Annotated in this window: 26 protein-coding genes; 8 read left to right on the plus strand and 18 right to left on the minus strand. The window is 40.5% G+C overall.

The window, feature by feature from the left end:
- Positions 1-57: 57 nt before the first annotated feature.
- The gene (pyc, locus tag JOC77_RS08790) at positions 58-3,504 is read right to left on the minus strand and encodes a pyruvate carboxylase (protein ID WP_204541902.1); all 3,447 of its coding nucleotides are present in this window, start codon (positions 3,502-3,504) and stop codon (positions 58-60) included.
- 435 nt (positions 3,505-3,939) lie between these two features.
- Complete coding sequence (locus JOC77_RS08795; RefSeq protein ID WP_204541905.1) at positions 3,940-4,221, minus strand: Fpa/YlaN family protein; 282 nt, start codon at positions 4,219-4,221, stop codon at positions 3,940-3,942.
- A gap of 183 nt (positions 4,222-4,404) precedes the next feature.
- Between JOC77_RS08795 and JOC77_RS08800 the strand changes: the two genes are divergently transcribed.
- Positions 4,405-4,905, plus strand: a complete 501-nt coding sequence (locus JOC77_RS08800) for a peptidyl-prolyl cis-trans isomerase (protein ID WP_204541908.1) — start codon at positions 4,405-4,407, stop codon at positions 4,903-4,905.
- Between the two features lie 55 nt (positions 4,906-4,960).
- On the opposite strand, the gene JOC77_RS08805 is transcribed toward JOC77_RS08800, so the two are convergent.
- On the minus strand, positions 4,961-6,292 hold the full coding sequence (locus tag JOC77_RS08805) for a PhoH family protein (protein ID WP_204541910.1): 1,332 nt from the start codon (positions 6,290-6,292) through the stop codon (positions 4,961-4,963).
- Between the two features lie 214 nt (positions 6,293-6,506).
- Between JOC77_RS08805 and JOC77_RS08810 the strand changes: the two genes are divergently transcribed.
- Positions 6,507-7,109: a YhcN/YlaJ family sporulation lipoprotein gene (locus JOC77_RS08810; RefSeq protein ID WP_204541913.1), complete on the plus strand. Its 603-nt coding sequence runs from the start codon at positions 6,507-6,509 to the stop codon at positions 7,107-7,109.
- Between the two features lie 50 nt (positions 7,110-7,159).
- Here the strand turns inward: JOC77_RS08810 and JOC77_RS08815 are convergent, their stop codons facing one another.
- Positions 7,160-7,615, minus strand: coding sequence for a pyridoxamine 5'-phosphate oxidase family protein (locus JOC77_RS08815; protein WP_204541916.1), 456 nt, complete (start codon positions 7,613-7,615; stop codon positions 7,160-7,162).
- 152 nt (positions 7,616-7,767) lie between these two features.
- On the opposite strand from JOC77_RS08815, the gene JOC77_RS08820 reads away from it, so the two are divergent.
- Positions 7,768-7,968 carry a DUF2197 domain-containing protein gene (locus tag JOC77_RS08820; protein ID WP_204541918.1) on the plus strand — a complete coding sequence of 67 codons (201 nt, stop codon included), beginning with the start codon at positions 7,768-7,770 and terminating at the stop codon, positions 7,966-7,968.
- A gap of 136 nt (positions 7,969-8,104) precedes the next feature.
- On the opposite strand, the gene JOC77_RS08825 is transcribed toward JOC77_RS08820, so the two are convergent.
- The 3 genes from JOC77_RS08825 to typA are packed head-to-tail and all read right to left on the minus strand — an operon-like array spanning position 8,105 to position 10,581.
- Positions 8,105-8,389: a hypothetical protein gene (locus tag JOC77_RS08825; RefSeq protein ID WP_204541921.1), complete on the minus strand. Its 285-nt coding sequence runs from the start codon at positions 8,387-8,389 to the stop codon at positions 8,105-8,107.
- The gene (locus JOC77_RS08830; protein ID WP_377336899.1) at positions 8,386-8,700 is read right to left on the minus strand and encodes a YlaH-like family protein; all 315 of its coding nucleotides are present in this window, start codon (positions 8,698-8,700) and stop codon (positions 8,386-8,388) included. Before JOC77_RS08830 ends, JOC77_RS08825 begins: the two co-directional genes overlap by 4 nt.
- Before the next feature lie 36 nt (positions 8,701-8,736).
- Entirely contained in the window at positions 8,737-10,581 is a 1,845-nt protein-coding gene (typA, locus tag JOC77_RS08835; RefSeq protein WP_204541926.1) for a translational GTPase TypA, read from the minus strand.
- Positions 10,582-10,703: 122 nt separating this feature from the next.
- Between typA and JOC77_RS08840 the strand changes: the two genes are divergently transcribed.
- Positions 10,704-10,886 carry a DUF5325 family protein gene (locus JOC77_RS08840; protein WP_204541930.1) on the plus strand — a complete coding sequence of 61 codons (183 nt, stop codon included), beginning with the start codon at positions 10,704-10,706 and terminating at the stop codon, positions 10,884-10,886.
- Between the two features lie 60 nt (positions 10,887-10,946).
- Here the strand turns inward: JOC77_RS08840 and JOC77_RS08845 are convergent, their stop codons facing one another.
- Positions 10,947-11,738 carry an inositol monophosphatase family protein gene (locus tag JOC77_RS08845; RefSeq protein WP_204541933.1) on the minus strand — a complete coding sequence of 264 codons (792 nt, stop codon included), beginning with the start codon at positions 11,736-11,738 and terminating at the stop codon, positions 10,947-10,949.
- 320 nt (positions 11,739-12,058) lie between these two features.
- A complete protein-coding gene (locus JOC77_RS08850) occupies positions 12,059-12,256 on the minus strand; it encodes a hypothetical protein (protein WP_204541936.1) in 198 nt (65 codons plus the stop codon).
- Between the two features lie 203 nt (positions 12,257-12,459).
- On the opposite strand from JOC77_RS08850, the gene JOC77_RS08855 reads away from it, so the two are divergent.
- Positions 12,460-13,080 carry a YktB family protein gene (locus JOC77_RS08855; RefSeq protein WP_204541938.1) on the plus strand — a complete coding sequence of 207 codons (621 nt, stop codon included), beginning with the start codon at positions 12,460-12,462 and terminating at the stop codon, positions 13,078-13,080.
- Positions 13,081-13,127: 47 nt separating this feature from the next.
- On the opposite strand, the gene JOC77_RS08860 is transcribed toward JOC77_RS08855, so the two are convergent.
- Positions 13,128-13,403 carry a UPF0223 family protein gene (locus tag JOC77_RS08860; RefSeq protein ID WP_204541941.1) on the minus strand — a complete coding sequence of 92 codons (276 nt, stop codon included), beginning with the start codon at positions 13,401-13,403 and terminating at the stop codon, positions 13,128-13,130.
- A gap of 39 nt (positions 13,404-13,442) precedes the next feature.
- On the minus strand, positions 13,443-14,399 hold the full coding sequence (locus JOC77_RS08865) for an NAD(P)H-dependent flavin oxidoreductase (RefSeq protein WP_204541944.1): 957 nt from the start codon (positions 14,397-14,399) through the stop codon (positions 13,443-13,445).
- Between the two features lie 166 nt (positions 14,400-14,565).
- Here JOC77_RS08865 and JOC77_RS08870 point away from each other — a divergent pair, with 166 nt between their 5' ends.
- A complete protein-coding gene (locus JOC77_RS08870) occupies positions 14,566-16,038 on the plus strand; it encodes an aminotransferase class I/II-fold pyridoxal phosphate-dependent enzyme (RefSeq protein WP_204542057.1) in 1,473 nt (490 codons plus the stop codon).
- Positions 16,039-16,105: 67 nt separating this feature from the next.
- Here JOC77_RS08870 and JOC77_RS08875 read toward each other — a convergent pair whose 3' ends face one another.
- Entirely contained in the window at positions 16,106-16,234 is a 129-nt protein-coding gene (locus JOC77_RS08875) for a GapA-binding peptide SR1P (protein WP_204541947.1), read from the minus strand.
- A 292-nt stretch (positions 16,235-16,526) separates the two neighbouring features.
- Here JOC77_RS08875 and JOC77_RS08880 point away from each other — a divergent pair, with 292 nt between their 5' ends.
- A complete protein-coding gene (locus JOC77_RS08880; RefSeq protein ID WP_204541950.1) occupies positions 16,527-16,961 on the plus strand; it encodes a DUF1885 family protein in 435 nt (144 codons plus the stop codon).
- 462 nt (positions 16,962-17,423) lie between these two features.
- The gene (locus JOC77_RS08885; protein WP_204541953.1) at positions 17,424-18,476 is read left to right on the plus strand and encodes a nuclease-related domain-containing protein; all 1,053 of its coding nucleotides are present in this window, start codon (positions 17,424-17,426) and stop codon (positions 18,474-18,476) included.
- On the opposite strand, the gene JOC77_RS08890 is transcribed toward JOC77_RS08885, so the two are convergent.
- The 6 genes from JOC77_RS08890 to pdhA all read right to left on the minus strand — a co-directional run bounded on the left by JOC77_RS08890 (position 18,434) and on the right by pdhA (position 24,684).
- Complete coding sequence (locus JOC77_RS08890; RefSeq protein ID WP_338047203.1) at positions 18,434-19,240, minus strand: polysaccharide deacetylase family protein; 807 nt, start codon at positions 19,238-19,240, stop codon at positions 18,434-18,436. The genes JOC77_RS08885 and JOC77_RS08890 overlap by 43 nt on opposite strands.
- A 45-nt stretch (positions 19,241-19,285) precedes the next feature.
- Positions 19,286-19,537 carry a hypothetical protein gene (locus JOC77_RS08895; RefSeq protein WP_204541956.1) on the minus strand — a complete coding sequence of 84 codons (252 nt, stop codon included), beginning with the start codon at positions 19,535-19,537 and terminating at the stop codon, positions 19,286-19,288.
- 143 nt (positions 19,538-19,680) lie between these two features.
- Positions 19,681-21,090: a dihydrolipoyl dehydrogenase gene (gene lpdA / locus JOC77_RS08900; protein WP_204541960.1), complete on the minus strand. Its 1,410-nt coding sequence runs from the start codon at positions 21,088-21,090 to the stop codon at positions 19,681-19,683.
- A gap of 3 nt (positions 21,091-21,093) precedes the next feature.
- Positions 21,094-22,440 carry a dihydrolipoamide acetyltransferase family protein gene (locus tag JOC77_RS08905; protein WP_204541963.1) on the minus strand — a complete coding sequence of 449 codons (1,347 nt, stop codon included), beginning with the start codon at positions 22,438-22,440 and terminating at the stop codon, positions 21,094-21,096.
- Between the two features lie 147 nt (positions 22,441-22,587).
- On the minus strand, positions 22,588-23,565 hold the full coding sequence (locus JOC77_RS08910; RefSeq protein ID WP_204541966.1) for an alpha-ketoacid dehydrogenase subunit beta: 978 nt from the start codon (positions 23,563-23,565) through the stop codon (positions 22,588-22,590).
- A 3-nt stretch (positions 23,566-23,568) separates the two neighbouring features.
- Positions 23,569-24,684 (minus strand): pyruvate dehydrogenase (acetyl-transferring) E1 component subunit alpha, encoded by a 1,116-nt coding sequence (gene pdhA / locus JOC77_RS08915; protein ID WP_204541968.1) that lies wholly within the window; start codon positions 24,682-24,684, stop codon positions 23,569-23,571.
- Positions 24,685-24,836 lie beyond the last annotated feature (152 nt).

Consider the following 24,836-nt stretch of genomic DNA (forward strand, 5'->3'; position numbering starts at 1 on the left):
GAAATGGCCTTTTCTTTATAACTGTGCAATCCGTGCAATATACACTGCCGGCCGCATTTATTTTGATTTTGATATCTCTATCATCAAGTCTCCAGTTGCAATAGCTTCTCCATTTTGAACATATATTTCTTTTACTGTTCCTGAGAAAGGAGCTTGAACGGTTGTTTCCATCTTCATAGCTTCCGTTATGATTAAATGATCTCCCCGTTCTACCTTTTCTCCTTTTTCCACCAGCACACGAATAACCGTACCAGGCATAGTAGCTCCAATGTGATCTGCGTTTTTAATGTCTGCCTTCACTTTAGCAGCTACTGCTGATTTGATGCTTTCATCCCGGATAATCACTTCACGCGGCTGTCCATTAAGCTCAAAATATACGACTCTTGTTCCATCTGCTTGGGGCTGGCCAATCGAAATCAGTTTAACAATAAGTGTTTTTCCAGTTTCAATCTCTACCTCTATTTCCTCGCCGAGCCTCATTCCATATAAAAAGGTTGGGGTATCAAGACAAGATATGTTTCCGAAAGAATCAGCCGTCTTAGAATACTCAAGAAATACCTTTGGGTATAAAACATAGCCAAGAATATCAAAGTCGGTAACAGGCCTTCCCAGCTCGTTGAAAAGCTCTTCTTTAACTTTGGAAAAATCGACAGGTTCTAATAGTTCTCCCGGCCTTACTGTAATAGGTTTTTTGTCTTTCAGGATAACTTTCTGCAGTTCCTCCGGAAACCCTCCTTCCGGCTGTCCAAGATACCCCTCAAACAGTTCGATCACAGAATCAGGAAAATCAATCGCATGCCCCTTCTGCAGAACTGCTTCTTCATCCAGATCATTCTGGACCATAAATAAGGCCATATCCCCGACAACTTTAGAGGAAGGAGTAACTTTTACAATATCTCCAAAGAAATAATTAACTCTCCGGTACATTTCTTTGACTTCTTCCCATCGTTCTCCAAGCCCAACAGCTTTTGCCTGCTGCTGAAGATTGCTGTACTGCCCCCCGGGCATTTCATGTCTATAAATTTCTGAATGCGGCGCTATCATTCCGCTTTCAAATTCCTTGTAATATTTACGGACATCTTCCCAGTAGTATCCCAGCTGCTCAATTCCCTGAATATCCAGTTCAGGCTGTCTCTCCTTATTTTCAAGGGCATAATAAAGAGAGTTCATACTAGGCTGTGAAGTGAGCCCTGCTACAGACCCTAAAGCAGTATCTACTATATCGACTCCAGCATCTATAGCACGGGCATACGTATAAATACCATTTCCGCTTGTATCATGTGTGTGAAGATGTATAGGAAGGCTCACTGTATCCTTTAACTCAGACACTAGCATATAAGCAGCTTCAGGCTTAAGCAGGCCTGCCATGTCCTTAATTGCTAGAATATGTGCCCCCTGGTTCTCTAGTTCCCTTGCAAGGTTTTTGTAATAATCAAGATTAAATTTACTCCTTGACCCATCGTTAATATCCCCTGTATAGCAAATGGATGCTTCAGCAATTTTACCAGACTGTCTCACGGCGTCTATCGCGACTTCCATGCTTTTTGCCCAGTTTAAGCTGTCAAAAATACGGAAAACATCTACTCCTGCCTCAGCTGACTTTGCAACAAATTCCCTTACGACATTATCAGAATAATTTTTATATCCTACTGCATTTGAGGCACGGAGCAGCATCTGGAATAATAGGTTAGGAACTTTTTCTCTCAGGGAGATTAACCGATCCCATGGATCCTCCTTAAGGAATCTGTAAGCCACATCAAACGTGGCACCTCCCCACATTTCCAGGGAAAATACATCCTTCATAATTTTAGCAGTCGGCTCCGCAATACCAAGCAGATCAGCAGTCCGGACCCTGGTTGCCAGCAAAGACTGATGAGCATCACGGAAAGTCGTATCCGTTAGTAAAACTTTGTTCTGGCCTTTGATCCAGTTAACGACTCCCTCAGGACCTTCCTGGTCGAGAATCTGCTTTGTTCCATTCATTAATTCATGAGACTGGGACAGGTTAGGGATGCGTGCCCGGTCAAAGATCGGCTTCTTCTTTTTCTCAATACCGGGAAATCCATTTACTGTGACATTGGCAATATAGCTTAGCATTTTCGTTCCGCGGTCCTTCGTAACCGGGAATAAAAATAATTCTGGAGTATTGTCAATAAAGCCGGTATCATACTCCCCTTTTAAGAAATTTTCATGCTTAACCACATTTTCAAGAAAAGGAATATTTGTTTTAATTCCGCGGATTCTAAACTCCCTAAGGTTACGGACCATTTTTGCCGCAGCTTGTTCAAAAGACATCGCATGGGTAGAAAGCTTAACAAGCAGAGAATCATAATAAGGAGTTATGACCGCCCCTTGATATCCGTTTCCTGCATCCAGACGGACTCCAAAGCCGCCGCCTGAACGGTACACATTAATTTTTCCGGTGTCAGGCATGAAATTATTTAACGGATCCTCAGTCGTTACTCGAGACTGAATGGCATAGCCGTGTGTTTTTATCTCTTCCTGCTGTGGAATGGAAATCTTATCTCCATGCAGATCTCCCCCTGCGGCGATTAAGATTTGCGACTGTACAATATCAATCCCTGTAATCATCTCAGTGATTGTATGCTCGACCTGTACCCTTGGATTGACTTCAATAAAGTAAAACTGTTCTTCGGAAACTAAAAACTCTACGGTACCCGCATTTACATATTGTACATTTTTCATTAAATTCACTGCTGCTTCACAAATCTCAGCCCGGAGTTCATCCGTTAGAGACACACTTGGAGCAACCTCAACTACTTTTTGGTGGCGCCTTTGGACAGAACAGTCACGCTCAAATAAATGAACGATATTCCCATGAGAATCACCGAGTATCTGTACCTCAATGTGCTTAGGCTGCAGCACTAGTTTCTCAACATATACTTCATCGTTTCCAAACGCTGCTTTGGCTTCAGATTTTGCCCTTGTGAATGCTTCTTCAAGCTCACCCGCTTCCCTTACAATCCTCATGCCGCGGCCGCCTCCGCCTAGAGCAGCCTTAATGATGATAGGGTAGCCGGCTTTTTCAGCAAATTCATGGACTTCATCCAGGTTTGAAACTGGGCCGTCACTGCCGGGTATAACCGGTATATCAGCAAGAACAGCTTGATGCCGGGCTTTAACCTTATCCCCGAACATATCTAGATGCCTGGACTCAGGACCGATAAAAACAATTCCTTCTTCTTCACACCGCTTCGCAAATTCTATATTTTCAGACAAAAATCCATAACCGGGATGAATGGCATCCACACCGCTTTTTTTAGCGATTGCAATGATTCCTTCAATATCCAGGTAAGCCTCAATCGGGCCCTTCCCTTCTCCTACTAAGTATGCTTCATCCGCTTTATAGCGGTGGTATGCTCCCGAATCTTCCTTTGAGTATATAGCTACAGTTGGTATATTAAGCTCGGTACAAGCTCTGAATACACGAATAGCAATTTCGCCGCGGTTAGCAGCCAGAATCTTAGTAATGCGTCTGTTCAAACGAAAGCACCTTCTTACTATGTATTTTGAAAAGGAGGGAGAAGAGAATTCTCTCTCTTTTTTTCCAAGCTTTTTGAATTCTTATCTAAGTATAATTTGCAGCTTCGTTATGAGGGTCTACTATTTTAAGAGAGGTCGGTATTTAAGAATTCATACCCATAATTAACGCATGTAAAACTATCATAAAGTCATTATAACAGACAAATGATTAGCTGAAAATTAAGAAAATTTTTACTGCAAACTGCCTTGTCTATAAATATAGAATGAACCTGGACAAAATTCTTATATTAGCAGATTAATTATTATACACTATACTATATCACTTGATTCTCAAAGCTTCAAAAAGGAAGAATGCTTTTTGTTATGTAAAACTTGTACAGATCGTAAATAAAAAAACCCAAACATTTTAGATAGAGTGTTTGAGTTTTGATACTTTTATTTTCTTAATGATGCTTCGTGCAAGGCGGATAACTCACGTTCAAGTGTATCCAAAAGTGCTTTTCCTTCGTGTTCAGGTATAAGGCCTAAACGGACTGCAAAATCAATTTCTCGTGACAAACCGAACATTTGTGTATCTAAAACCTCTTCATATAAAGGGCATTGAGGCATAGTCAAATTATCCATCTGCACTTTAATTAATTTTAATATCTTGTCAGCATCTCCTTGTAGTAAGGTAAATGCTTTATCGCGATAGTTCACTAGTATATCTGAAGCCATTCTAAATCCCCCATTTCAGAGCGATTGACAATCTTATTCATAAATTCTACCGTTAAGTATTAAAAAAAGCAAGGAGATGAGAGCACTTTAGATTATATTTTACTCGGGGGACATATGTATGAAGACATAACCGGGACAAAGAGTTTATACTAACTATAGAGATAAGCAGCAGGAGGTATATTTATGGAATCCATTTTAATGATCCAAGGCAGGGTTAAATATCCAATTACTTTAGATCCTGGAGTCTGGATTTTTGATGATCGAAAAATCGACATGGATGTGTTCTTTTCATCGAATCCTGGGAAGCCGGTAAATGAAATCGAGGAATACACTAAAAAAGCATCCAAACATTGGGATAGAGAGATAATGGAAGGCGCGGTTCATCCGCCTACGCTGAAATCCGAAAAGAAATTCGAAAAAGAAAAGATTTTAACTGGAACTTTCGGCATACCGCTGCTGCCTTTTTTAAAGAATGCTGAACCGGAAAGCGGGGCTTCTATTATAAACATAGAAGCAAAAGAAGAAACTATACGGCTTAATCTTAGTGACGCTTCTGAGCTGATCCTTGGATTTTCTCAAGTGGGAAAACCATTAAAAGAGGGCGGACCTGTATATGTTTATTATAAAGATGGATCTAACTATACCAACCCGATTAAAAGCGTCAGCGGATTTAGAATCGAATAGATAACAGGCGGTAAAAAACGGCAAATTTAAGCTTTTGCCGTTTTGTTTATTTTATTTATAAAAGATTGGCCGCCAATTGTGCGAGCCCCGACCGTTCACCCTTAATAAGCTTAACATGCCCCGCAATCTGCTGGTCTTTAAACTTTTCCACCACATAAGTTAACCCATTATTATATTCATCTAAATATGGATGATCTATTTGTTCTGGATCTCCCATCAATACAATTTTACTTCGTTCACCCACACGCGTTAGGATCGTCTTTACCTCATGTTTTGTTAAATTCTGAGCTTCATCAATTATAATGAATTGTTCCGGGATGCTTCTTCCCCTTATATAAGTCAAAGCCTCTACCTCAATCGAACCCATGCCGGCAAGAATTGCGTCCAGCTCTCCTGGTTTCTTCGTATTGAAAAGATACTCCAGATTATCAAAAACGGGCTGCATCCAGGGGCGAAGCTTTTCATCCTTTTCTCCTGGCAGATATCCTAAATCTTTCCCGACTGGTACAATTGGCCGGGCAACCAGCAGCTTTTTATATAAGCCTAAGTCTTCTGTCTGCATTAATCCTGAAGCTAGTGCCAGCAATGTCTTTCCTGTTCCGGCTTTTCCAACTAAGGTCACCAGGGGTATATCCGACCGGAGCAGAAGCTCAAGAGCAATGGTCTGTTGAACATTTCTAGGCTTGATTCCCCATACATGATCGATATCACAAACAAGTTTTTTTACCTTCTGTCCTGTGCTGTCTATCATACCAAGAGCTGACGAAGATCCCCCATGTGCGTTTTTCATAATAAGAAATTGGTTGGGATAAAATCTTGGCTGAGAATAAATATTCGCGAGTGTCATTTCCCCGTCTTTATAAAAGCCGTTTACCTGTTCCGGCGAAAGATATAACTCCTGAAAACCGCTGTAAATATGATCCGTTTCAATAACACGATCACTTAAGAAATCCTCCGCCGTCAAGCCGATGGCATCTGCTTTTACTCTTACCAGAGTATCTTTGCTTACCAATATGACCGCTTTCCCATTTTGTTTTGTTTCTTCCTCTATCGAAAGATTTTTTGCTACAGCAAGAATTCTGTTATCGTTCGTTTTTTCCACAAAAATCTCCTGAAGCTGGTGAAATGAGCGATGATTCAATTCAATTCTTAGGGTTCCTCCATTATGCAGGGGGATTTTTTCGTGCAATTTTCCTATAGCACGAAAACTGTCAATAAGTTTGGAGACCTGCCTTGCGTTCCTGCCTACCTCATCCATGTACCTCTTTTTGGAGTCAACTTCTTCAAGGACCACCGCTGGGATGACCACATCATTATCTTCAAAAGAAAAGATGGCATGTGGATCTTGCAATAGGACATTGGTATCTAATATATAGATTTTTGTCAATTGGATGCCTCCTGCTTAAAATATCAAAAGCTTAAACCGAAAAAATTTCAGGTGAATTGCTTTGATATTAGTTTATGAATGGGACAAGACCGTTGCTAAAATATATGACATTTTGCATAAAGATAGAATGCTAAATCCACACTAATTAAAAATGATTTCAAGATGCGTGTTTGCCCGCAGCTGTTTCACTATACATACTACGAGGAGGATTTTGATGAAAAAACTGATTCCACTCCTTTTTGTCTGTCTAATTTTAGGAGCTTGTCAAAGTACTGATGACGCAAATGATACAAATGGCAGAGGGGGAAATGTCAGAGTCAAGAATTCTGCGCTTCATAGCAATAAGGATCGAGAAACTGGGCAGCGTATATCAAGGCACTTAGAAAGTCTGGCAGTAAGAAACCCGAGTGTAAATAACGCTACGGCTGTAGTTTTAGGGAATTTCGCTATTGTCGGGATTGATATTGACAATGATATTGAACGCTCACAAGTCGGTTCCATAAAATATGCAGTTGGCGAAACTCTTAAGGATGATCCAAATGGTGCGAACGCCATTGTGGTAGCCGACCCAGATCTGAATGCGAGGCTTAGGGAAATTTCAAATGATATTGCTGCTGGCAGGCCTGTCCAAGGCATATTAAATGAGCTTGCTGATATCTCTGGAAGAGTAATCCCTACCGTCCCTGGAGATGATAACAGCCAGGCTCCTTATAAAACAACTGAAGAACCGAAAAACCAAATGAGTCCTAAGGACAGAAAAACACTGGAACAGGAACAAGACCGCCAATCCAATCACTACCAGGACAAAAATAGATAAAATAGCTCAGAGGAAAGAAAAAACCTGTCAACTGGTGATTGACAGGTTTTCTATTTTATTCTCATTGCTTCCATTATCTGGTGATCAAGCCTTTCTGCTGCCTTCTTATCGTATGTTTTATCGTATTCGGGCTCTGTTACGATTTTGGAACCATAAAACATGACATCTCTCACTTCATTTATGGTCATCTGAATTAATGCCAGTTTCAAGGGTACATCATCCATTTTTTGCATTTTAATGAAGGCATCACCGCTCACGGAGAAAGTAGATTCATCAACAAGCAAAGTCAGCACCGTCTTCTTATGTTTGTTAATGTTTTCGATAATACGGGATCTATTATCTACGGCAAAATAAATGGTTTGTACATCTTTTGCAAGAACCCAGGAAAGTGCATTAACATTGGGCCCTCCTGTTTCAAAATCTACTGTTGAAAGAATCACAAAGCGTTCCTTTTGAAGTGATTGAAACAGGATTTCTGTTAATTGAGATTCAACTCGATTAGCCATTTACTTCAGTCCTTTTTATTAGAGCTGGCTGTTATACTTATAATGTTATGCTTATCCTTATTATATGAAATCCGATAAGTGTATATCAAATATTCCATCCTCAAGGAAAGATGGTATACTAAAAGAGAATACATGGCAAAAGAGGTGCCGCAGTGAGAGTAAAATGTGTGCTTTGTGAAAAAATAGAATCCCTTAACAGTGATACATTGCTGGCTAAACGCTTAAGAAACCGGCCTATTCATACATATATGTGCCAGGATTGCTATAACCGTATTGAAGACCGAACAAAGGAAAGGCTCGCTACAGGAAATTTCAAGCTGTACCGTACTCCGAAAAAACCTGACGACTGGTGACCCGCGGCGGCTTCCCAGAATATAAGGGTTTCTTATTAGCGGCTTCACAGCCCCGTCAACAAAAAAAAAGGTACAAAAAGGCCCAGCCATAGCTTAATGCTCTGGCTGGGCCTTTTTATTCTTTTTAAATGGAACCCTAAGTAAAATTCCTGTATCTATGAGGTTCCTCGTTGATCTGCTGCAGCATGACTTCTACTAATTCCACCGGAAATCGAGCTGTTTTTGTTTCGCCTGCCTGTGTATATTCAACAACATACATGGGTTCTTGTTTAACTGCTTGAAAATAGCTGAGTTTATGGTCTTCCACTAAAAGCTCTTCAAACATTTGCTTAGTATCCTGTGCGGCTGTATCATCCGGTCTTGCATCGCAGACAATCTTTATTGTCAGCCAGTTATATATGGCATCCTGCAGTGAATTCATAAGCTCTGCTCACTGCTCACATCATGACGTTTCTGCTTATGAAGCCTTATTTTATATATACCGAGAATAAAGGCGGCTACTAACAGGGATTCAACAACAGGAAGCTGAATGGCGAGAATGGTTAAGACTAAACAGCCAAGCGCTAACGAAATATAAATGACCACATTTTTAAGGAAAGATAATTTTCGTGCAAACCCAAGGTTATACACTAAAATTGACAGAATCACCAAAGCTAAGTAAAGAACATTCGTCCCTGCCTTTGTGCCAAAAAGGTCTACAAATAATCTCGTGGCTGGACTTAAGTGCTCCATTCCCTCCATACAAATACCTCCCCCGCTGAACTGCTATTAGTTCGACTCTGCGAATTTTTTCTTTTTAGTAACTCTTTCGCGTTCATTTTTTTCAAGTATTTTCTTTCTAAGACGAATAGATTCAGGAGTTAATTCACAATATTCATCGTCATTCAAATACTCAAGAGCTTCTTCTAAAGACATAATTCTAGGTTTTTTCATTGTTGTAGTCTGATCTTTATTGGCTGAACGCATATTTGTCATTTGTTTTACCTTAGTAATGTTAACTGTGATGTCGCTCTCACGGTTATGTTCCCCAACAATCATACCTTCGTAGATTTCAGTACCCGGCTCAACGAAAATAACTCCGCGGTCTTCTACCTGCATGATTCCATACTGAGATGCTTTCCCTGATTCCATGGAAACAAGAACTCCACGGCTGCGTCCGCCTACCTGACCCTGTGCCATTGGCTGATAGCTGTCAAAAGTATGGTTTAAAATTCCATAGCCGCGTGTCAGCGTTAAGAATTCTGTAGAATATCCGATTAATCCACGTGCCGGTACCATGAATATTAATCGAACCTGGCCGCTTCCGTTATTAATCATGTCAATCATTTCACCTTTTCTTGCCCCAATAGATTCCATGATCGCACCAGTATGCTCTTCAGGCACATCGATCTGAACGCGTTCTACTGGTTCACAGCGGACACCATCTATATCTTTAACGATAACCTCTGGTTTTGAAACCTGCAGTTCGTATCCTTCTCTTCTCATGTTTTCAATTAGGATGGAAAGGTGAAGCTCTCCGCGTCCAGATACTACCCATACATCAGGAGAATCCGTATTTTCAACACGAAGGCTGACGTCTGTCTGAAGCTGCAGATCCAGTCTTTCTTGAATTTTTCTTGCAGTCAAGAATTTACCCTCGCGGCCTGCAAACGGGCTGTTATTTACAAGAAATGTCATTTGAAGAGTCGGCTCATCAATACGCAAAATAGGCAGTGCTTCCTGCGCGTCAAACGGACATACCGTTTCCCCGACATTAATATCTTCCATTCCTGAAATGGCAATAAGATCTCCAGCCAATGCTTCTTCTATTTCTACTCTCTTAAGACCGGTGAAGCCGAAGATTTTAGTCACACGGAATTGTTTCACACTGCCGTCAAGCTTCATTAATGCAACCTGCTGTCCAACTTTCATTGTCCCGCGGAATACACGTCCAATACCAATTCTTCCAACATAGTCATTGTAATCAAGAAGTGCAATTTGGAATTGAAGCGGCTCCTCACTATTATCAACTGGAGCTGGAATGTTATCGACAATTGCTTCGAATAATGGCTCCATGTTTTCCTCCTGCTTAGCAGGATCCGGTTCAACGCTCGCAGTACCGTTAATGCCTGATGCATATATAACTGGGAAGTCCAGCTGATCTTCTTCTGCTCCCAGCTCAATGAACAAATCGATAACTTCATCCACAACTTCTTCAGGACGGGCAGCATCACGGTCAATTTTATTTACAACCACGATAGGAGTGATTTTTTGTTCTAATGCCTTTTTAAGAACAAAACGTGTTTGAGGCATACAGCCCTCATATGCATCAACAACAAGAAGAACACCGTCAACCATTTTCATGATACGTTCTACTTCTCCGCCAAAGTCAGCGTGTCCTGGAGTATCCAGGATATTAATACGTGTATCTTTATATTGAACGGCAGTATTTTTTGCCAGAATCGTTATTCCTCTTTCTCTTTCGAGATCATTGGAGTCCATAGCCCTTTCTTCCACATGTTCATTAACGCGGAATGTCCCGGACTGTTTCAAAAGTTGGTCAACCAGTGTAGTTTTACCATGGTCAACGTGGGCAATGATTGCTATATTGCGAATATCGCTGCGAAGATTCAAAGAATTTCACTCCTAGATTTGTTTGAATTTTTGATTTAACCATTAACCTATATATTATATCATAAAGACAGTAGAAACAAAATTCGAAATTAAGTACAATAGGTAGTATAGAGGTGATACACATGAAATACAAGGGATTGTTTATAGTATTATCTATTCTTGCAGCCGCAAGCATAGCTGGAATAGGTATTGCCATTGCTGAAGAAAGTATCCTGCTGACTTTAATTTGCATAGCTGCCCTTATTATTATTATGGGCTCAGGCTTCAGCTTTAAAAAGAAACTAAGGGAACGGGGAGAATTATAAGCTCTTCCATCCCCCTGTAAGTTTACAAAAAAAAATTGCCCGGCATTGGGCAATTTTTTTCTATTCTTTTGTAAAATATGTATCAATCATGTCCTGATGGAGTCCAGGTTTGGAAGCAAAGATAGAGCTTTTCTTCAAGAAATCAATTTTATCCCCGAAAACATCTGTCACTTCTCCGCCGACTTCCTCTACAAGTAGAATTCCAGCCGCATAGTCCCATGGTGACAATCTTAATGTAACATATGCGTCATATCTTCCTGCGGCTACATAGGCAAGCTCAAGGGCTGCAGAACCTGTGGAGCGAGTACCCCTGACATCTGAAACCAGGCTGATCAGCTTTTCTTTAGGCACTAATTTATTCGAGTGGATCCAGGAGGCATTGATAGCTAATATGGTTTCTTTTACAGGTACCGGCTTTAAAGGCGGCAGCTTTACTTCATTCATGTAAGCTCCTTCCCCTTTAAAAGAATGATAAAGCTCATCATGCACCACATCGTAAATAAGCCCGATTTTGCCCACTCCATCCGCGAAAATTCCGATTGAAATTGCAAAGTTCCTCTGCTGATGAACAAAATTAATCGTTCCGTCAATAGGGTCAATAATCCACACAACCCCTTTTAGATCGGTAATTTCTGAACCGATGCCCTCTTCCCCTAGTATTCTGTGATCAGGAAATTGCTTATTAACCTTTTCATAAAAAAACTCTTCTGTAGCACGATCCATATTTGTGACAAGATCATTGGCATTCGACTTGGTCTCTACGGTAAGCTCTAAATCAAAGGAATCCCTTATCCTTTTTCCAGCTTCTTTTATCCATTGCTTTGCGTATGTATCGATTTCTTTCCAGTTCATAAATCCGCCTCCCGCACTTATTGTATGTGTTGCTGATGGTTCATTGTTGTGTTTACTCCTCCAAAGTGGAACTCTTCAGACAGCTGACGGTAATTAAAAACCATCTATCCGAAACAACATCCAATCAGAAAACTCACTTATATTTCACTCTATTTTCAGCTTAAGATAACCTTCGTAATCATTCAAGTTTTTCCAACCATATATAAAAGGCGGACTGGGTATAGTTTAACTTTAACCGAGCCCGCCTTAAGGATTTTCTTCCATCTGGCCATATAAAGTATCCATTTATTCTGCTTTGACTCCTATTCTTTTCCTGTTCCTTAGAAACTTCTTAAACGAACCAGTTCCTGGCGAATTTTTTCTAGTCTTTGTTTGCATTTTGTTTTCTTTTCATCATTTTTTTCTGTCATTGCCTCATAAAGTGTTGCTAACTCATAATCCATTTCCATTCTTAGGACGGCTGTTCTATGTTTTTCAACTTCTTTTGCTTTAAGAGCTTGATTCATGACCTGTTTCATAATAGGCACCCCTTCTTTTACTTGTGCTTAATTATTTAAATTTTCAGATATTATTTTTACTATTCTATGATTACCTAGACAAAACTGCAACAAAATTGTGCTGAAACCTATTTATAATCAAAGAATCTGATCCTAACATTTTTTTGTTTAATGCCTCTATGATAAAATCACTACATAATTAGAAAGTTATAGGAGGATCTATTTTGGAACTCAAAGCATTTTCAGCATCAGATTTTAACGTTTTTAAAATAAATGGTCTTGAAGATAGAATGTCAGCATTACAGGAAAGAATTCGTCCAAAACTTGAAGCGCTGGGGCAGCATTTTTCGAAGGAACTTTCCCATTTAACCGATGAAGAACTATACTATCATGTGGCAAAACATGCACGCCGGACTAAAAATCCGCCAAATGATACATGGGTTGCTTTTGCTGGCAGCAACAGAGGCTATAAAATGCTGCCGCATTTTCAAATAGGTCTTTGGGAAACTCATCTTTTCATCTGGTTTGCTGTAATCTACGAAGCTCCAAACAAAATCAAGGCTGGCCTGGCATTTGAAGAAAACATCGACGAAATTATGACAATGGTACCTGACGATTTTGTTTGGTCAGGCGACCATACTGTCCCAAATGCAACACCTCATCGAGAGCTTTCCAAGGACGAATTACTGGCACTTTTCCAAAGAATCCAGAGGGTTAAAAGCGCTGAAATCCTCTGCGGTTTACATATCCCCAGGGATGAAGCTATCGAGTTATCTCCACAAAATTTAGAAGATAAAATTTATAAGGTGTTTGAAAAATTAATACCCCTTTATAAATTTTCTTAAACACAGAAAGCCTTCTTGGAGACCAAGAAGGCTTTCTCTTTAAGGACTTATGGCTGCATGCTAAGTTTACTGCCTTCCTCTGCGGTTTTTGCTTTTTGCAATATTTTATATGAAGAATAACCACTCATTTCCTCAAATTCGCCAGTCAGCTTTTTTTCTTCAGCCTTCCCTGGTACAATCTGTTTAAATCGGCGGTATTTATCCATAAACTGTTCTTTAGTTATTCCTTTTTCATACGCCTGCTCAACTGATTCAAAAAATTTAATAACATCGATTGTTTCTTCCGTTGACCAGCTGTAATCTATTGGATATTGGTAATCCATAATATGTCACCTGCTTCTTAATGTTTATTGCCGCTGCTATTAAAGTGCCCAATTTCTCCGAATTTCTTCAGCCTGGGATATGATATCGCGAATAAGGTCTTCTGCTGATGGCTCATTTTCGATCAACCCCATAACCTGTCCGGCCCATGCAAAGCCGTTCTCAAGATCTCCATCATAAATGTATTTCTTGTTTGCCTTTCCACTTATATAGTCCTTCACATCTTCATAAGCGGCTCCCTGCTTCTCCAGTTCTATTAACTTTGAAGTCCAGCTGTTTGCTATCGCACGGGCTGGAGCACCAAGCGAGCGTTTAATAACAATTGTATCACTTTCACTGCCCTCAATCAGGGCTTTCTTATAGAAGGGATGCGCATGAACACATTCCTTTGTGGCAATAAACCTTGTCCCCATCTCTATGCCCTCGGCTCCAAGGGACAAGGCTGCCATTAATCCCCTTCCGTCTCCAATGCCGCCTGAGGCTATAACGGGGATACTTACAGAATCGGCTACCTTTGGAATCAGCACCATCGTTCCTGTATCACTTTTACCCAGATGGCCTCCTCCTTCCTGCCCAACGACCATCACTGCGTCTGCACCCAGCTCCTCGGCCTTTACTGCCTGCCTCCTTGCAGCCACAAGTACAAGCTTCTTGACGCTGGTCCCCTTAAGCATGTTAAAAAAAGGAGCAGGGTTGCCTCCCGTTACCGACATAACCTCTACATTTTCTTTCAAAGCCGCTTCAACGAAATGTTCAAAAGGCCTGCCATGCTGGCCAATTGCAAAATTCACTCCAAACGGCTTCTCGGTTAACTGTTTTGCCTTATGTATCTCTTTTACTAGCTGGTCAGGATTTTCTAGGGACATTGCGGTAATCTGTCCAAGTCCCCCCGCATTTGAAACCGCAGCAGCAAGCTCTGCATAAGCGAGGTAAGCAAGCCCTCCCTGTATAATTGGGTATTTAATTTCCAATAACTTAGAAACCCTCGTCTGCCACAAAAATATAACCTCCTTTATTCAACCAGCTTCTTAAAAACTTTTCCGGGATCAATCCTCAGGCTCTATGCAAAAAAGTAAACAAATGCTATAATTCATTTGTTTTGTTAATACTAACAATGACTAGCAGCATTAGTACACTAATTTAAGCAAAGAGGTGTTTATGAAATTGACTCAGAACGAAACACCCCTTTTTACCGGATTACTTGAACATGCAAGGAAAAATCCAGTTCAATTTCATATTCCCGGCCATAAAAAGGGACAGGGCATGGATCCTGAATTCAAAGAATTTATTGGAGAAAATGCTCTCTCCATTGATTTAATAAATATTGCACCCCTGGATGATCTCCATTCACCAAAGGGTATGATACATAGAGCACATGTCCTTGCTGCTGAAGCTTTTGGCGCAGATCACACCTTTTTCTCTGTGCAGGGAACAAGCGGTGCAATCATGACCATGGTAATGGCGGTCTGCGGACCTGGGGACAAAATCATCGTTCCGCGAAATGTTCATAAATCAGTTATGTCCGCAATTGTTTTTGCTGGTGCCGTCCCTGTGTTTATTCATCCTGAAATTGACAATAATCTAGGGATTTCCCATGGAATAACTACTGATTCAGTTGAAAAAGCATTAAACCAGCATCCCGATGCAAAAGGTGTATTGGTTATTAATCCAACCTATTTTGGCATCTCAGCTGATTTAAAAAAGATTGTGGAAATTGCTCATTCATTCCATGTTCCAGTGCTTGTAGACGAGGCCCACGGTGTCCATATTCATTTCCATGAAGATCTGCCCCTCTCAGCCATGCAGGCAGGCGCTGACCTTGCAGCAACCAGCGTCCATAAACTGGGAGGTTCATTAACACAAAGTTCTATTCTTAATGTTAAAGAAGGATTAGTGTCAGTTAACAGAGTTAAGTCGATCCTCAGCATGCTGACAACCACCTCTACCTCCTACATCCTGCTTGCTTCATTAGATGTTGCAAGAAAAAGGCTGGCAACAGAGGGCCGTGAGCTGATTGAAAAGACGATTAACCTGGCCAACTACATCCGCAGCGAAATCAATAAAATACCCCAGCTGTACTGTGTTGGAGAAGAAATTCTAGGCAGCAAAGCTACTTATGATTATGATCCAACCAAGCTGATCATTTCAATTAAAAAGCTTGGCTTAAATGGCTACGATGTAGAAAAATGGCTCAGGGAAAAACACAATATAGAAGTAGAGCTTTCAGACATGTATAACATCCTCTGTATTGTTACGCCTGGTGATACTCAGCAGGATGCCGGAGCCCTGATTCATGCGATGAAAGATCTTACGGTTGAATTTAAAAATTACGCCGAAGAACATAAAGAAATACCTGTAATTCTTCCAAACATCCCTGGTCTAGCCTTGACCCCAAGAGATGCCTTCTATGCTAAAACAGAAACCGTTCCGTTTGACGAATCGGAAGGAAGAATCATAGCCGAGTTCATCATGGTTTATCCCCCAGGCATACCGATATTCATTCCTGGTGAGATCATAACCAAAGAAAATCTGTACTACATCAAGAAAAACCTGGAAGCTGGCCTTCCAGTACAAGGACCTGAAGACAGCGACTTGAACTATTTAAGAGTCATAAAAGAGCAGCAGGCCATCAGATAAAAATGAGCCCGCGTAACAAAACAAAACCTTGTCAGGCATTTGCTGACAAGGTTTTTTCTATGATTATTTATCTTGTTTCCTGCCCGTGTTCTTCACTTTGGCAGCAATCGCACTTAGCCGAATACAATACATTTACTTTTTCATCCTCATAATGATCAATCGTCGAGTTGCAAGTTTGACAAACAATAATACCCATATTTTCAAACCCCTTTATACATGATTTTGGTCACTCATTATGAAAGCGCTTTACATCCTATAAATCTATAATAATATATCACTTTTAATAAATCAAGGTTTAATTGTATGTAACATTTATAAAAAAAAGCCTATTTTTATGCTTCATTGGACATATTTGATGCGAATAGAGCATATAGTTATTAGATGTTTTTTATGTCATCCCTCTTATTACTCAGAAAATTATGTGAAAAAGGACCATAGCAGTGTTAAAATTAGTTAAATATTCAATCTACTTTTAGGAGGTTTCCCATATGTCTGAAAACGCATATATCAAACTTGTTGAAGGCTCTGAACAGCAAACGGTTACACTGGATGAATTAAAAGAATGGTTCAGCTATTACAAGTATATCACCTCTAAGACAGGCCAGCAGGTGGAATGGAATTACAGCAGCAAAGCCTTTCCATACGAGATCAAAGAAACTACTGAACAGTCTCAGGACTGGTTTTATCTAGCCTCCGGAGAGGACCGGTACAAACACATCATCCTGGGAGTCTCTAAAGAAAAAATCATCTTGGATGACGAAACAGAAAAAATTCAATCATACATACAAATCACCCTGCCCGACTCCTCCACATATGGCGACAAAGGAAAAGCCAACGAATTCTGCAAATTCCTCGCAAAAAAACTAAAAGGCGAACTTCATCTCTTTAACGGCCGGGTTATGTATTATTATCCAAGAAGATAGAACAGCCGCTGGTGAGCGGCTTTTTCTATTTGGTATGGTGGTTGGTTAATGTTAATAATGGGTAATGTTGGGCATCAACGCAAATATATCTTATAAACGGAATAAAAATCTAAAGGTGAGCTCATAAAAATATGCTTGCTTCATTTCAGCTCATATATTTCCGCTAACAGCGCATTTATTTTAAATTACAGCTCATATTTCTTTGATAACAGCTCATTTTTTTAAATATTCTGCTCATATATTGCTCAACACTAAAAAAGTGGAATGAGTAGAACTTTTTTAATACTCAATAAAATTAGTAAAGAGTAATTACACTCCTGAAAAAGCTCATTTCTTTCGACGAAGAATATAAGACCTCTATTGAAACATCTAATTAGTAAACCAGATTTCTTTTTCAAATTTAAAGGAATAATTTTTATCTTGTCGAACTCTTTTCTTATCACACGAAAAGGAGTGAAATAATTGATTGTAAAAAATAGGACAGTGCCGGCAGTAATTTTAAAAATGGAAGCATTGTTAAGGAGATTAAATAAACAACATCCAAAACGCAAGGAAATTGAGTCAGATTTGTCAAAAAGACTTGCAGGATATAAAGGAGAACAGTCTTTAGATTACTATTTAAATCAGCTGCCTTACGAGGATTTTATAATATTTCACGATCTTAGACTGTTTGCAGCTGGCTGTCATTTTCAAATTGATACACTGATTATATCCCCTTTTTTCATCCTCACCATAGAAGTAAAAAATATGTCAGGAACCTTGTATTTTGATAAAGATTATAACCAGCTTATTCGAACTCATAATGACAAAGAAGAAGGTTTTCCAGATCCGATTTTACAATCAGAGCGGCATCGATTGCTCTTAGTGTCTTGGCTTCAGTTAAAAGGCTTTTCCACCCTTCCTGTAGAAAATTTAGTTATCGTTAGCAATCCCTCAACCATTATTAAATCTTCCCCTGATTATGTAATAAGTTTAGAACGAGTCTGCCATGCTGCAAGATTATTGAAAAGAATTCATGAATTCAAAGAGTTTTATAATAAAAAAATGTGTAGTCCTTACCGTCTGAATCGATTAACACATTTGCTCTTGAAAGATCATATTCCGCTTATGAGTGATGTTCTATCTAGATATAAATTATCAGAAGATGAAGTAATTAAAGGCGTATTGTGTCCAGCATGCCATTTCGTAATGGAACGAAAACAAAGGTCATGGCATTGTAAATCTTGCAAGTTACCTTCTAAATATGCCCATTTAAAGGCGCTGGAGGATTATTTCATGCTGCTGGATAGTTCAATTACAAATGTAAAATTTAGAAAATTTCTAAATATAGAATCCCGTCACACAGCTTCAAATTTATTATCCTCATTGAAATTGCCCTCCACCGGCAAAAATAAAGGCACCATCTACCACCAGGCCCTTGCCTCTAATGAACCGACCTTCACAAACTTAAGACCAGGATACCCCGCACAACGTCAACTCGGCACCTCGATGAGTGCTGGGTCAACAAAACCATAGCCTTTTTTCTTTAGGCCGGCGATAATGTCAGGGAGGGCTTCTTTGGTCCATGGGCGGTCATGCATGAGGAGGTTGGCTCCCCTTGTCAGGTATGGTGAGTTTACCATGATGCTGGTGAGTGCTGTTTTATTCTGGTATGCCGGTTCCCAGTCGTAGCCATAGGTCCAGTTCATGATCGCCATTTTTTCCTGGGCAGCGATTTTTCTGGAATATGGGGTATTTACTCCAAAGGGGGCACGGAAAAATTTTGGACGATCTCCAGTTATTTTTTCTATTTCGTTGTTTAAGGTCACAATTTCGTTGTATTGTTCTAGTTCGCTTAGTTCTTTAAGATTTGTATGATGATAGGTGTGGTTTCCAATAGCAAAGCCCATTTGAGAAATATGTCTGAGTTTGGCTCTTCCCTCAGGCGAGTCAATGAAATGGCCATTTACAAAAAAGATGGCCGGGACTCCTAATGCTTTTAATAGTCCAGCCATCTCTACAGCATGTTTATCGGGGACATCGTCAATGGTGATGAGCACTATTTTCCTGTTTGCTTTTGAAATGGGTTCAATAGACCAGTCATTAGGATTAATTCTATATTGCGGCTTACCTTGTTCAGTTCCCTTTATTACTTCTGTTTCCTTTTTGTTTTTTGTCTGTTTATTTTTTACTTGCTGCTGCTTTTCTGTATTCTTTGTCACCGGTTCGAAGCCGTGGTTTGAACAGCTGTACACCATAATGAACAGAGTACACCCCATCAGCAAGATCAATTTTTTCACGAATGTGAACTCCTTTATAAATAGACATTAACTAACGTACTCAGGTCACACCTTCAACGGTATAAAGCTGTGCAGGCAGATTGTGATCAAACCATGGCACACCAGGCTGGTACATGTGATCAGGAGCGTTCTTTTATTGGATTTCAGAATCGTTTTTCCTATTATAAGGGCGAGGTAACAAAAAATAATGAACATTGTAATTTTATAGATCATCCGGTCATGGTTAGACAGCCATTCCGCAAGTGTATACCCACTCCAGACCATTGTCTGGAAAAGGAAGACAATATAGCTTTTCAAAAGACCTCAGCTCCAATTCCACCTATCATAAATGCTTCATATACTTATATGTATTACGAATTGGACAAATTCATGAGGAAGTTTACCTGAATGAAAATAAAAACACCCCTGCCAAATCCGGCAAGGGTGTTTCTTTTTTAATATTATTTTACGATATGGATTGGCATTCCTATAGCAACTTCTGCTGTTTCCATAGTAATTTCCCCAAGTGTTGGGTGAGCATGGATAGTCATGGCAATATCTTCCGCTGTCATTCCTGCTTCAATAGCAAGGCTAAGCTCAGAAATCATGTCAGAAGCACCTGCACCCGCAATTTGAGCCCCAATTACTACGCCATCTTCTTTTGTAGTAATAAGTTTCATGAAGCCATCAGTGCTGTTTAATGAAAGAGCACGGCCGTTTGCTGCAAATGGGAATTTAGAAGCTTTCACTTCAATTCCTGCATCTTTCGCTTCTTTTTCAGTGTATCCAACTGAAGCTAGTTCAGGTTCAGAGAATACAACTGCTGGAATTGCAAGATAGTCAATTTCTGCAGGATGTCCAGAGATCGCTTCAGCAGCAATTTTACCTTCGTAAGATGCTTTGTGTGCAAGCGGAGGACCTTCAACAATGTCACCGATTGCGAAGATGTTCTTCACGCTTGTACGGCATTGCTTATCGATTTCGATAAGGCCTCTTTCAGAAGTTTTAACACCAATCTGCTCTAATCCAAGCTCATCCGTGTTTGGACGTCTTCCTACAGTTACAAGAACGTAGTCAGCTTCTACAGTATGAGTTTCGCCTTTTGCTTCGTAAGTTACAACTACGCCATTTTCGGTTTCTTCTACACCTTTAGCCATAGCTTTCGTTACGATGTCTACACCTTTTTTCTTAAGGTTCTTTTTAACTAGTGAAGACATTTGTTTTTCAAAGGTAGCAAGGATTTCATCCATGCCTTCAAGGATTGTTACTTTTACACCAAAGTTAGCGTATGCTCCGCCAAGCTCAGTTCCAATATAGCCTCCGCCAATAACTACCATTGATTTAGGCATTTCTTGAAGGTTTAGAGCTCCAGTTGAGTTAAGGACACGCTTAGAATATTTGAATGCAGGCAGTTCAATAGGAGTTGAACCTGTTGCAATGATAGCATTTTTAAATGTATATGTTTGAGCAGAATTCTCATCCATTACACGAATGCTGTTTTCATCAGCAAAGTACGCTTCTCCGCGGACGATGTTAACTTTGTTTCCTTTTAAAAGACCTTCAACACCGCCAGTTAATTTGTTTACTACAGATGATTTCCAGGCTTGAACTTTTGAAAAGTCAACCTTTACATTCTCTGCAGAAACACCCATGTCTTCAGAATGAAGAGCATGATCATAGCGATGAGCAGCAGATATTAGCGCTTTTGACGGGATACAGCCGACGTTTAAGCAAACTCCGCCCATATTAGCTTTTTCAACGATTGTTACTTTTTGTCCTAATTGTGCGGCACGGATTGCAGCTACATAGCCGCCAGGGCCTGCACCGATGACAAGAGTATCTGTTTCAATTGGGAAATCTCCAACTACCATTTGTTACCCCTCCATTAACAATAGTTCTGGGTCGTTCAATAGACGTTTGATATGATTCAATGCATTCTGAGCAGTAGCCCCGTCAATCATACGGTGGTCAAAGCTTAAAGATAGTGCCAATACTGGTGCAGCAACGATTTCACCGTTAAGAACAACTGGTTTTTCAGCAATACGGCCAATACCAAGGATTGCAACCTCAGGGTGGTTAATTACAGGAGTGAACCATTGTCCGCCGGCAGAACCGATGTTGCTGATTGTGCAAGAAGCGCCTTTCATTTCTGCAGGTGCTAATTTGCCATCGCGCGCTTTACCAGCAAGCTCATTGATTTCGTTAGAAACAGCGAATACAGATTTTCGGTCCGCGTTTTTAACGACAGGAACAAGCAGGCCTTTTTCTGTATCGGCAGCGATACCAATGTTGTAGTAATGCTTGTGAACGATTTCGCTTGTTGCATCATCGATAGATGTATTCAACGCAGGGAATTCACGCAATGCACTTGTTAATGCTTTTACTACGTAAGGAAGGAATGTAAGCTTGATTCCTTTTGCAGCAGCCACTTCTTTGAACTTCTTGCGGTGTGCAACAAGCTTTGTCACATCAATTTCATCCATTAATGTCACGTGTGGAGCAGTATGTTTAGAATTAACCATTGCTTTTGCGATGGCTTTACGAATTCCGCTCATCTTCTCGCGAGTTTCTGGGAATTCACCTTCTGGGATTGCTGCAGCTGCAGGAGCTGCTGCTCTTTCTTCCTTAGCTGCTGGAGCTGCTTGTGCAGTTTCAGCGGCTGCAGGTGCTGCTTGTCCGCCTTGTGTGAAGGCATCAATGTCACCTTTAAGGATTCGGTTGTTGTCGCCAGATCCCGCAACTAGACGGATATCAACGCCTTTTTCACGTGCATATTTACGAACGGATGGCATAGCGATTATACGGCGGTTAGGATCCACAGCGGCTTGTGCTCCAGCGCCAGTAGCAGCTGCAGATTGTTCAGCTTGAACTTCCTCTTTCTTAACATCCTGGCCAGCTTCGCCTGTAGACTGAACTTGTTCTTCAGTCGCCTTGCTTCCTTCGTCTCCATGATCATCGCCTTTGAATTGAAGGTCTTCATAGCCTGGTGCATCAAAAGTAATTAAGACATCGCCTACAACGGCCACCGTGCCTTCTTCCACCTTAACTTCTAATACAGTACCTTCAACTGGAGATGGAATTTCTACTACCGCTTTATCGTTTTGCACTTCGCACAAGACATCGTCTTCCTGTACTTTATCTCCAGGTTTTACAAACCATTTCACTATTTCGCCTTCGCGGATACCTTCACCGATATCCGGAAGCTTAAATTGAAATGCCATGGATTTAACCTCCTAATATTATCGTAAATTCTTTTTGATTGAAAATAATAAATTAATTTTTCTCAAAACTTTTCAATTTTTCATTTTCCATGCAAAAGCTCTCTTTTTGGAATCGAGAGAGCTTGTTACACAATTGAAAACTAAAAATTAAAAGTTAAGAACTTTTTTAGCCGTTTCAATGACATCTTTATAATTTGGAAGCCATATTGATTCTGCCTGCGAGAATGGATAAATAGTATCTGCAGCCGCAACACGCAATACAGGTGCTTCAAGGCTTAAAACTGCACGCTCCATGATTTCACTGACTACATGGTTAGCAATACCAGCCTGGCGCTGTGCTTCTTGTACCACAATTGCACGGCCAGTTTTCTCAACAGAAGCAATAATCGTATCTACATCAAGAGGCATGATTGTACGAAGGTCAATAACCTCAACTGAGTGTCCTTCTTTTTCAAGCTCTTCAGCTGCTTTTAGAGACTCGTGAACCATAGCTCCGTAAGTAATGATAGAAAGATCAGAACCTTCACGTTTTACGGCTGCTTTTCCAAGAGGAATCGTATATTCTTCTTCAGGTACTTCTTCACGGAAAGCACGGTATAATTTCAAGTGCTCTAGGAAGATAACTGGATCGTTATCACGGATTGATGAAATTAAAAGTCCTTTTGCATCATATGGAGATGATGGAATGACTACTTTTAATCCTGGTGTCTGAGCCATCAAGCCTTCTAAGCTGTCTGAATGCAATTCAGGAGTATGAACGCCGCCGCCGAATGGAGAACGCACAGTAACAGGCATGTTATAACGGCCGCCGGAACGGTAGCGCATACGGGACATCTGGCCGGCAATGGAATCCATTACTTCAAATACGAATCCGAAGAACTGGATTTCAGGAACCGGACGAAAACCTTGAAGAGAAAGACCAATAGCTAAACCGCCAATACCAGATTCAGCAAGCGGAGTATCAAATACTTTATCTTCACCGAATTCTTTTTGAAGACCGTCCGTTACACGGAACACACCGCCGTTTACGCCAACGTCTTCTCCAAATAATAGAACATTTGGATCGTTTTTAAGTTCATTGCGCAATGCATCATTGATTGCTTGAACCATTGTCATTTGAGCCATGGCTTACTTCGACTCCTTTTCTTTATAAATTTCATACTGTTCTTTCAAGTGGTGAGGCATTTCTTCATACATATTTTCCATCAAGTCAGTTACCTTTTGTTTAGGCTCTGCGTCCGCTTCCTTGATAGCGTTTTTAATATCTTCTTTAGCTCTTTCAATTACTTCGTTTTCCTTATCTTCATTCCAAAGGTTTTTGCCTTCAAGGAATTTACGGAAACGAACAAGAGGATCTTTTTTCTCCCATTCATTATCCAGATCAGAAGTACGGTAGCGTGTTGGGTCATCCCCAGCCATGGTATGCGGTCCGTAACGATAAGTAAGTGTTTCGATTAATGTAGGACCTTCACCGTTTATTGCGCGTTCACGAGCGTCACTTACCGCCTTGTAAACAGCCAGTGGATCCATTCCATCTACCTGGATTCCAGGGATTCCTGCCGCAACCGCTTTTTGAGCAATTGTTTTAGCAGCTGACTGCTTTTCAACAGGAGTTGAGATGGCAAAACGGTTATTTTGCACAACAAAGATCGCTGGTGCTTTATATGCACCTGCAAAGTTGATTCCTTCATAAAAGTCCCCTTGAGAAGCTCCGCCGTCACCTGTATAAGTAATAGCTACCGATTTAGCGCCTCTCTTTTTCATTCCAAGTGCAACACCAGCAGCCTGGATAATTTGAGCACCAATGATAATCTGAGGAGAAATAACGTTTACTCCTTCAGGAATCTGGTTTCCTTTGAAATGTCCGCGGGAAAATAAGAAAGCCTGTGACAATGGAAGACCATGCCAGATTAATTGAGGTACATCACGGTATCCTGGAAGAATGAAATCTTCTTTTTCTAAAGCGAACTGAGATGCAAGCTGTGATGCTTCCTGCCCTGCAGTAGGTGCATAGAATCCAAGACGCCCCTGACGGTTTAGTGAGATTGAACGTTGATCAAGTATACGAGTGTATACCATGCGCGTCATCAATTCCTGAAGCTGTTCATCCGTTAATTCAGGCATAGCAGCTTCGTTTACAACTTCTCCTTCTTCATTAAGAATTTGAAGTGTTTCAAATTGGTTTTCTACAGCCTGAAGCTGTTCTTTGACATCAAATTGTGCCTTCTGTGTTTTACCAGCCATCTGGGTCACCCATCCTTTCAAATTAAAAGGTTTTATATAAAGCATTTCGTGAGATTAAAGTCTAGGAGATCTTCTCTATTCTACAGCCCCTACACTAATTTCCACTATATGTAGGAGTGAAACATCCCCGCTTGTAATCTTGCAGTTGAACT

Source organism: Peribacillus deserti (assembly GCF_016909175.1).
GTDB classification, from domain to species: Bacteria; Bacillota; Bacilli; order Bacillales; family DSM-1321; genus Paraperibacillus; species Paraperibacillus deserti.

Coding starts and splice junctions, on each gene's coding strand:
- JOC77_RS08795 (WP_204541905.1), bottom strand. CDS start 4,221: ATGGCTTCAGATATACTAGTGAACTATCGCGATAAAGCATTTACCTTA.
- JOC77_RS08800 (WP_204541908.1), top strand. CDS start 4,405: ATGGAATCCATTTTAATGATCCAAGGCAGGGTTAAATATCCAATTACT.
- JOC77_RS08810 (WP_204541913.1), top strand. CDS start 6,507: ATGAAAAAACTGATTCCACTCCTTTTTGTCTGTCTAATTTTAGGAGCT.
- JOC77_RS08815 (WP_204541916.1), bottom strand. CDS start 7,615: ATGGCTAATCGAGTTGAATCTCAATTAACAGAAATCCTGTTTCAATCA.
- JOC77_RS08825 (WP_204541921.1), bottom strand. CDS start 8,389: ATGAATTCACTGCAGGATGCCATATATAACTGGCTGACAATAAAGATT.
- JOC77_RS08830 (WP_377336899.1), bottom strand. CDS start 8,700: ATGGAGCACTTAAGTCCAGCCACGAGATTATTTGTAGACCTTTTTGGC.
- JOC77_RS08840 (WP_204541930.1), top strand. CDS start 10,704: ATGAAATACAAGGGATTGTTTATAGTATTATCTATTCTTGCAGCCGCA.
- JOC77_RS08845 (WP_204541933.1), bottom strand. CDS start 11,738: ATGAACTGGAAAGAAATCGATACATACGCAAAGCAATGGATAAAAGAA.
- JOC77_RS08850 (WP_204541936.1), bottom strand. CDS start 12,256: ATGAAACAGGTCATGAATCAAGCTCTTAAAGCAAAAGAAGTTGAAAAA.
- JOC77_RS08860 (WP_204541941.1), bottom strand. CDS start 13,403: ATGGATTACCAATATCCAATAGATTACAGCTGGTCAACGGAAGAAACA.
- JOC77_RS08875 (WP_204541947.1), bottom strand. CDS start 16,234: ATGGGTATTATTGTTTGTCAAACTTGCAACTCGACGATTGATCATTAT.
- JOC77_RS08880 (WP_204541950.1), top strand. CDS start 16,527: ATGTCTGAAAACGCATATATCAAACTTGTTGAAGGCTCTGAACAGCAA.
- lpdA (WP_204541960.1), bottom strand. CDS start 21,090: ATGGTAGTTGGAGATTTCCCAATTGAAACAGATACTCTTGTCATCGGT.
- JOC77_RS08905 (WP_204541963.1), bottom strand. CDS start 22,440: ATGGCATTTCAATTTAAGCTTCCGGATATCGGTGAAGGTATCCGCGAA.
- JOC77_RS08910 (WP_204541966.1), bottom strand. CDS start 23,565: ATGGCTCAAATGACAATGGTTCAAGCAATCAATGATGCATTGCGCAAT.
- pdhA (WP_204541968.1), bottom strand. CDS start 24,684: ATGGCTGGTAAAACACAGAAGGCACAATTTGATGTCAAAGAACAGCTT.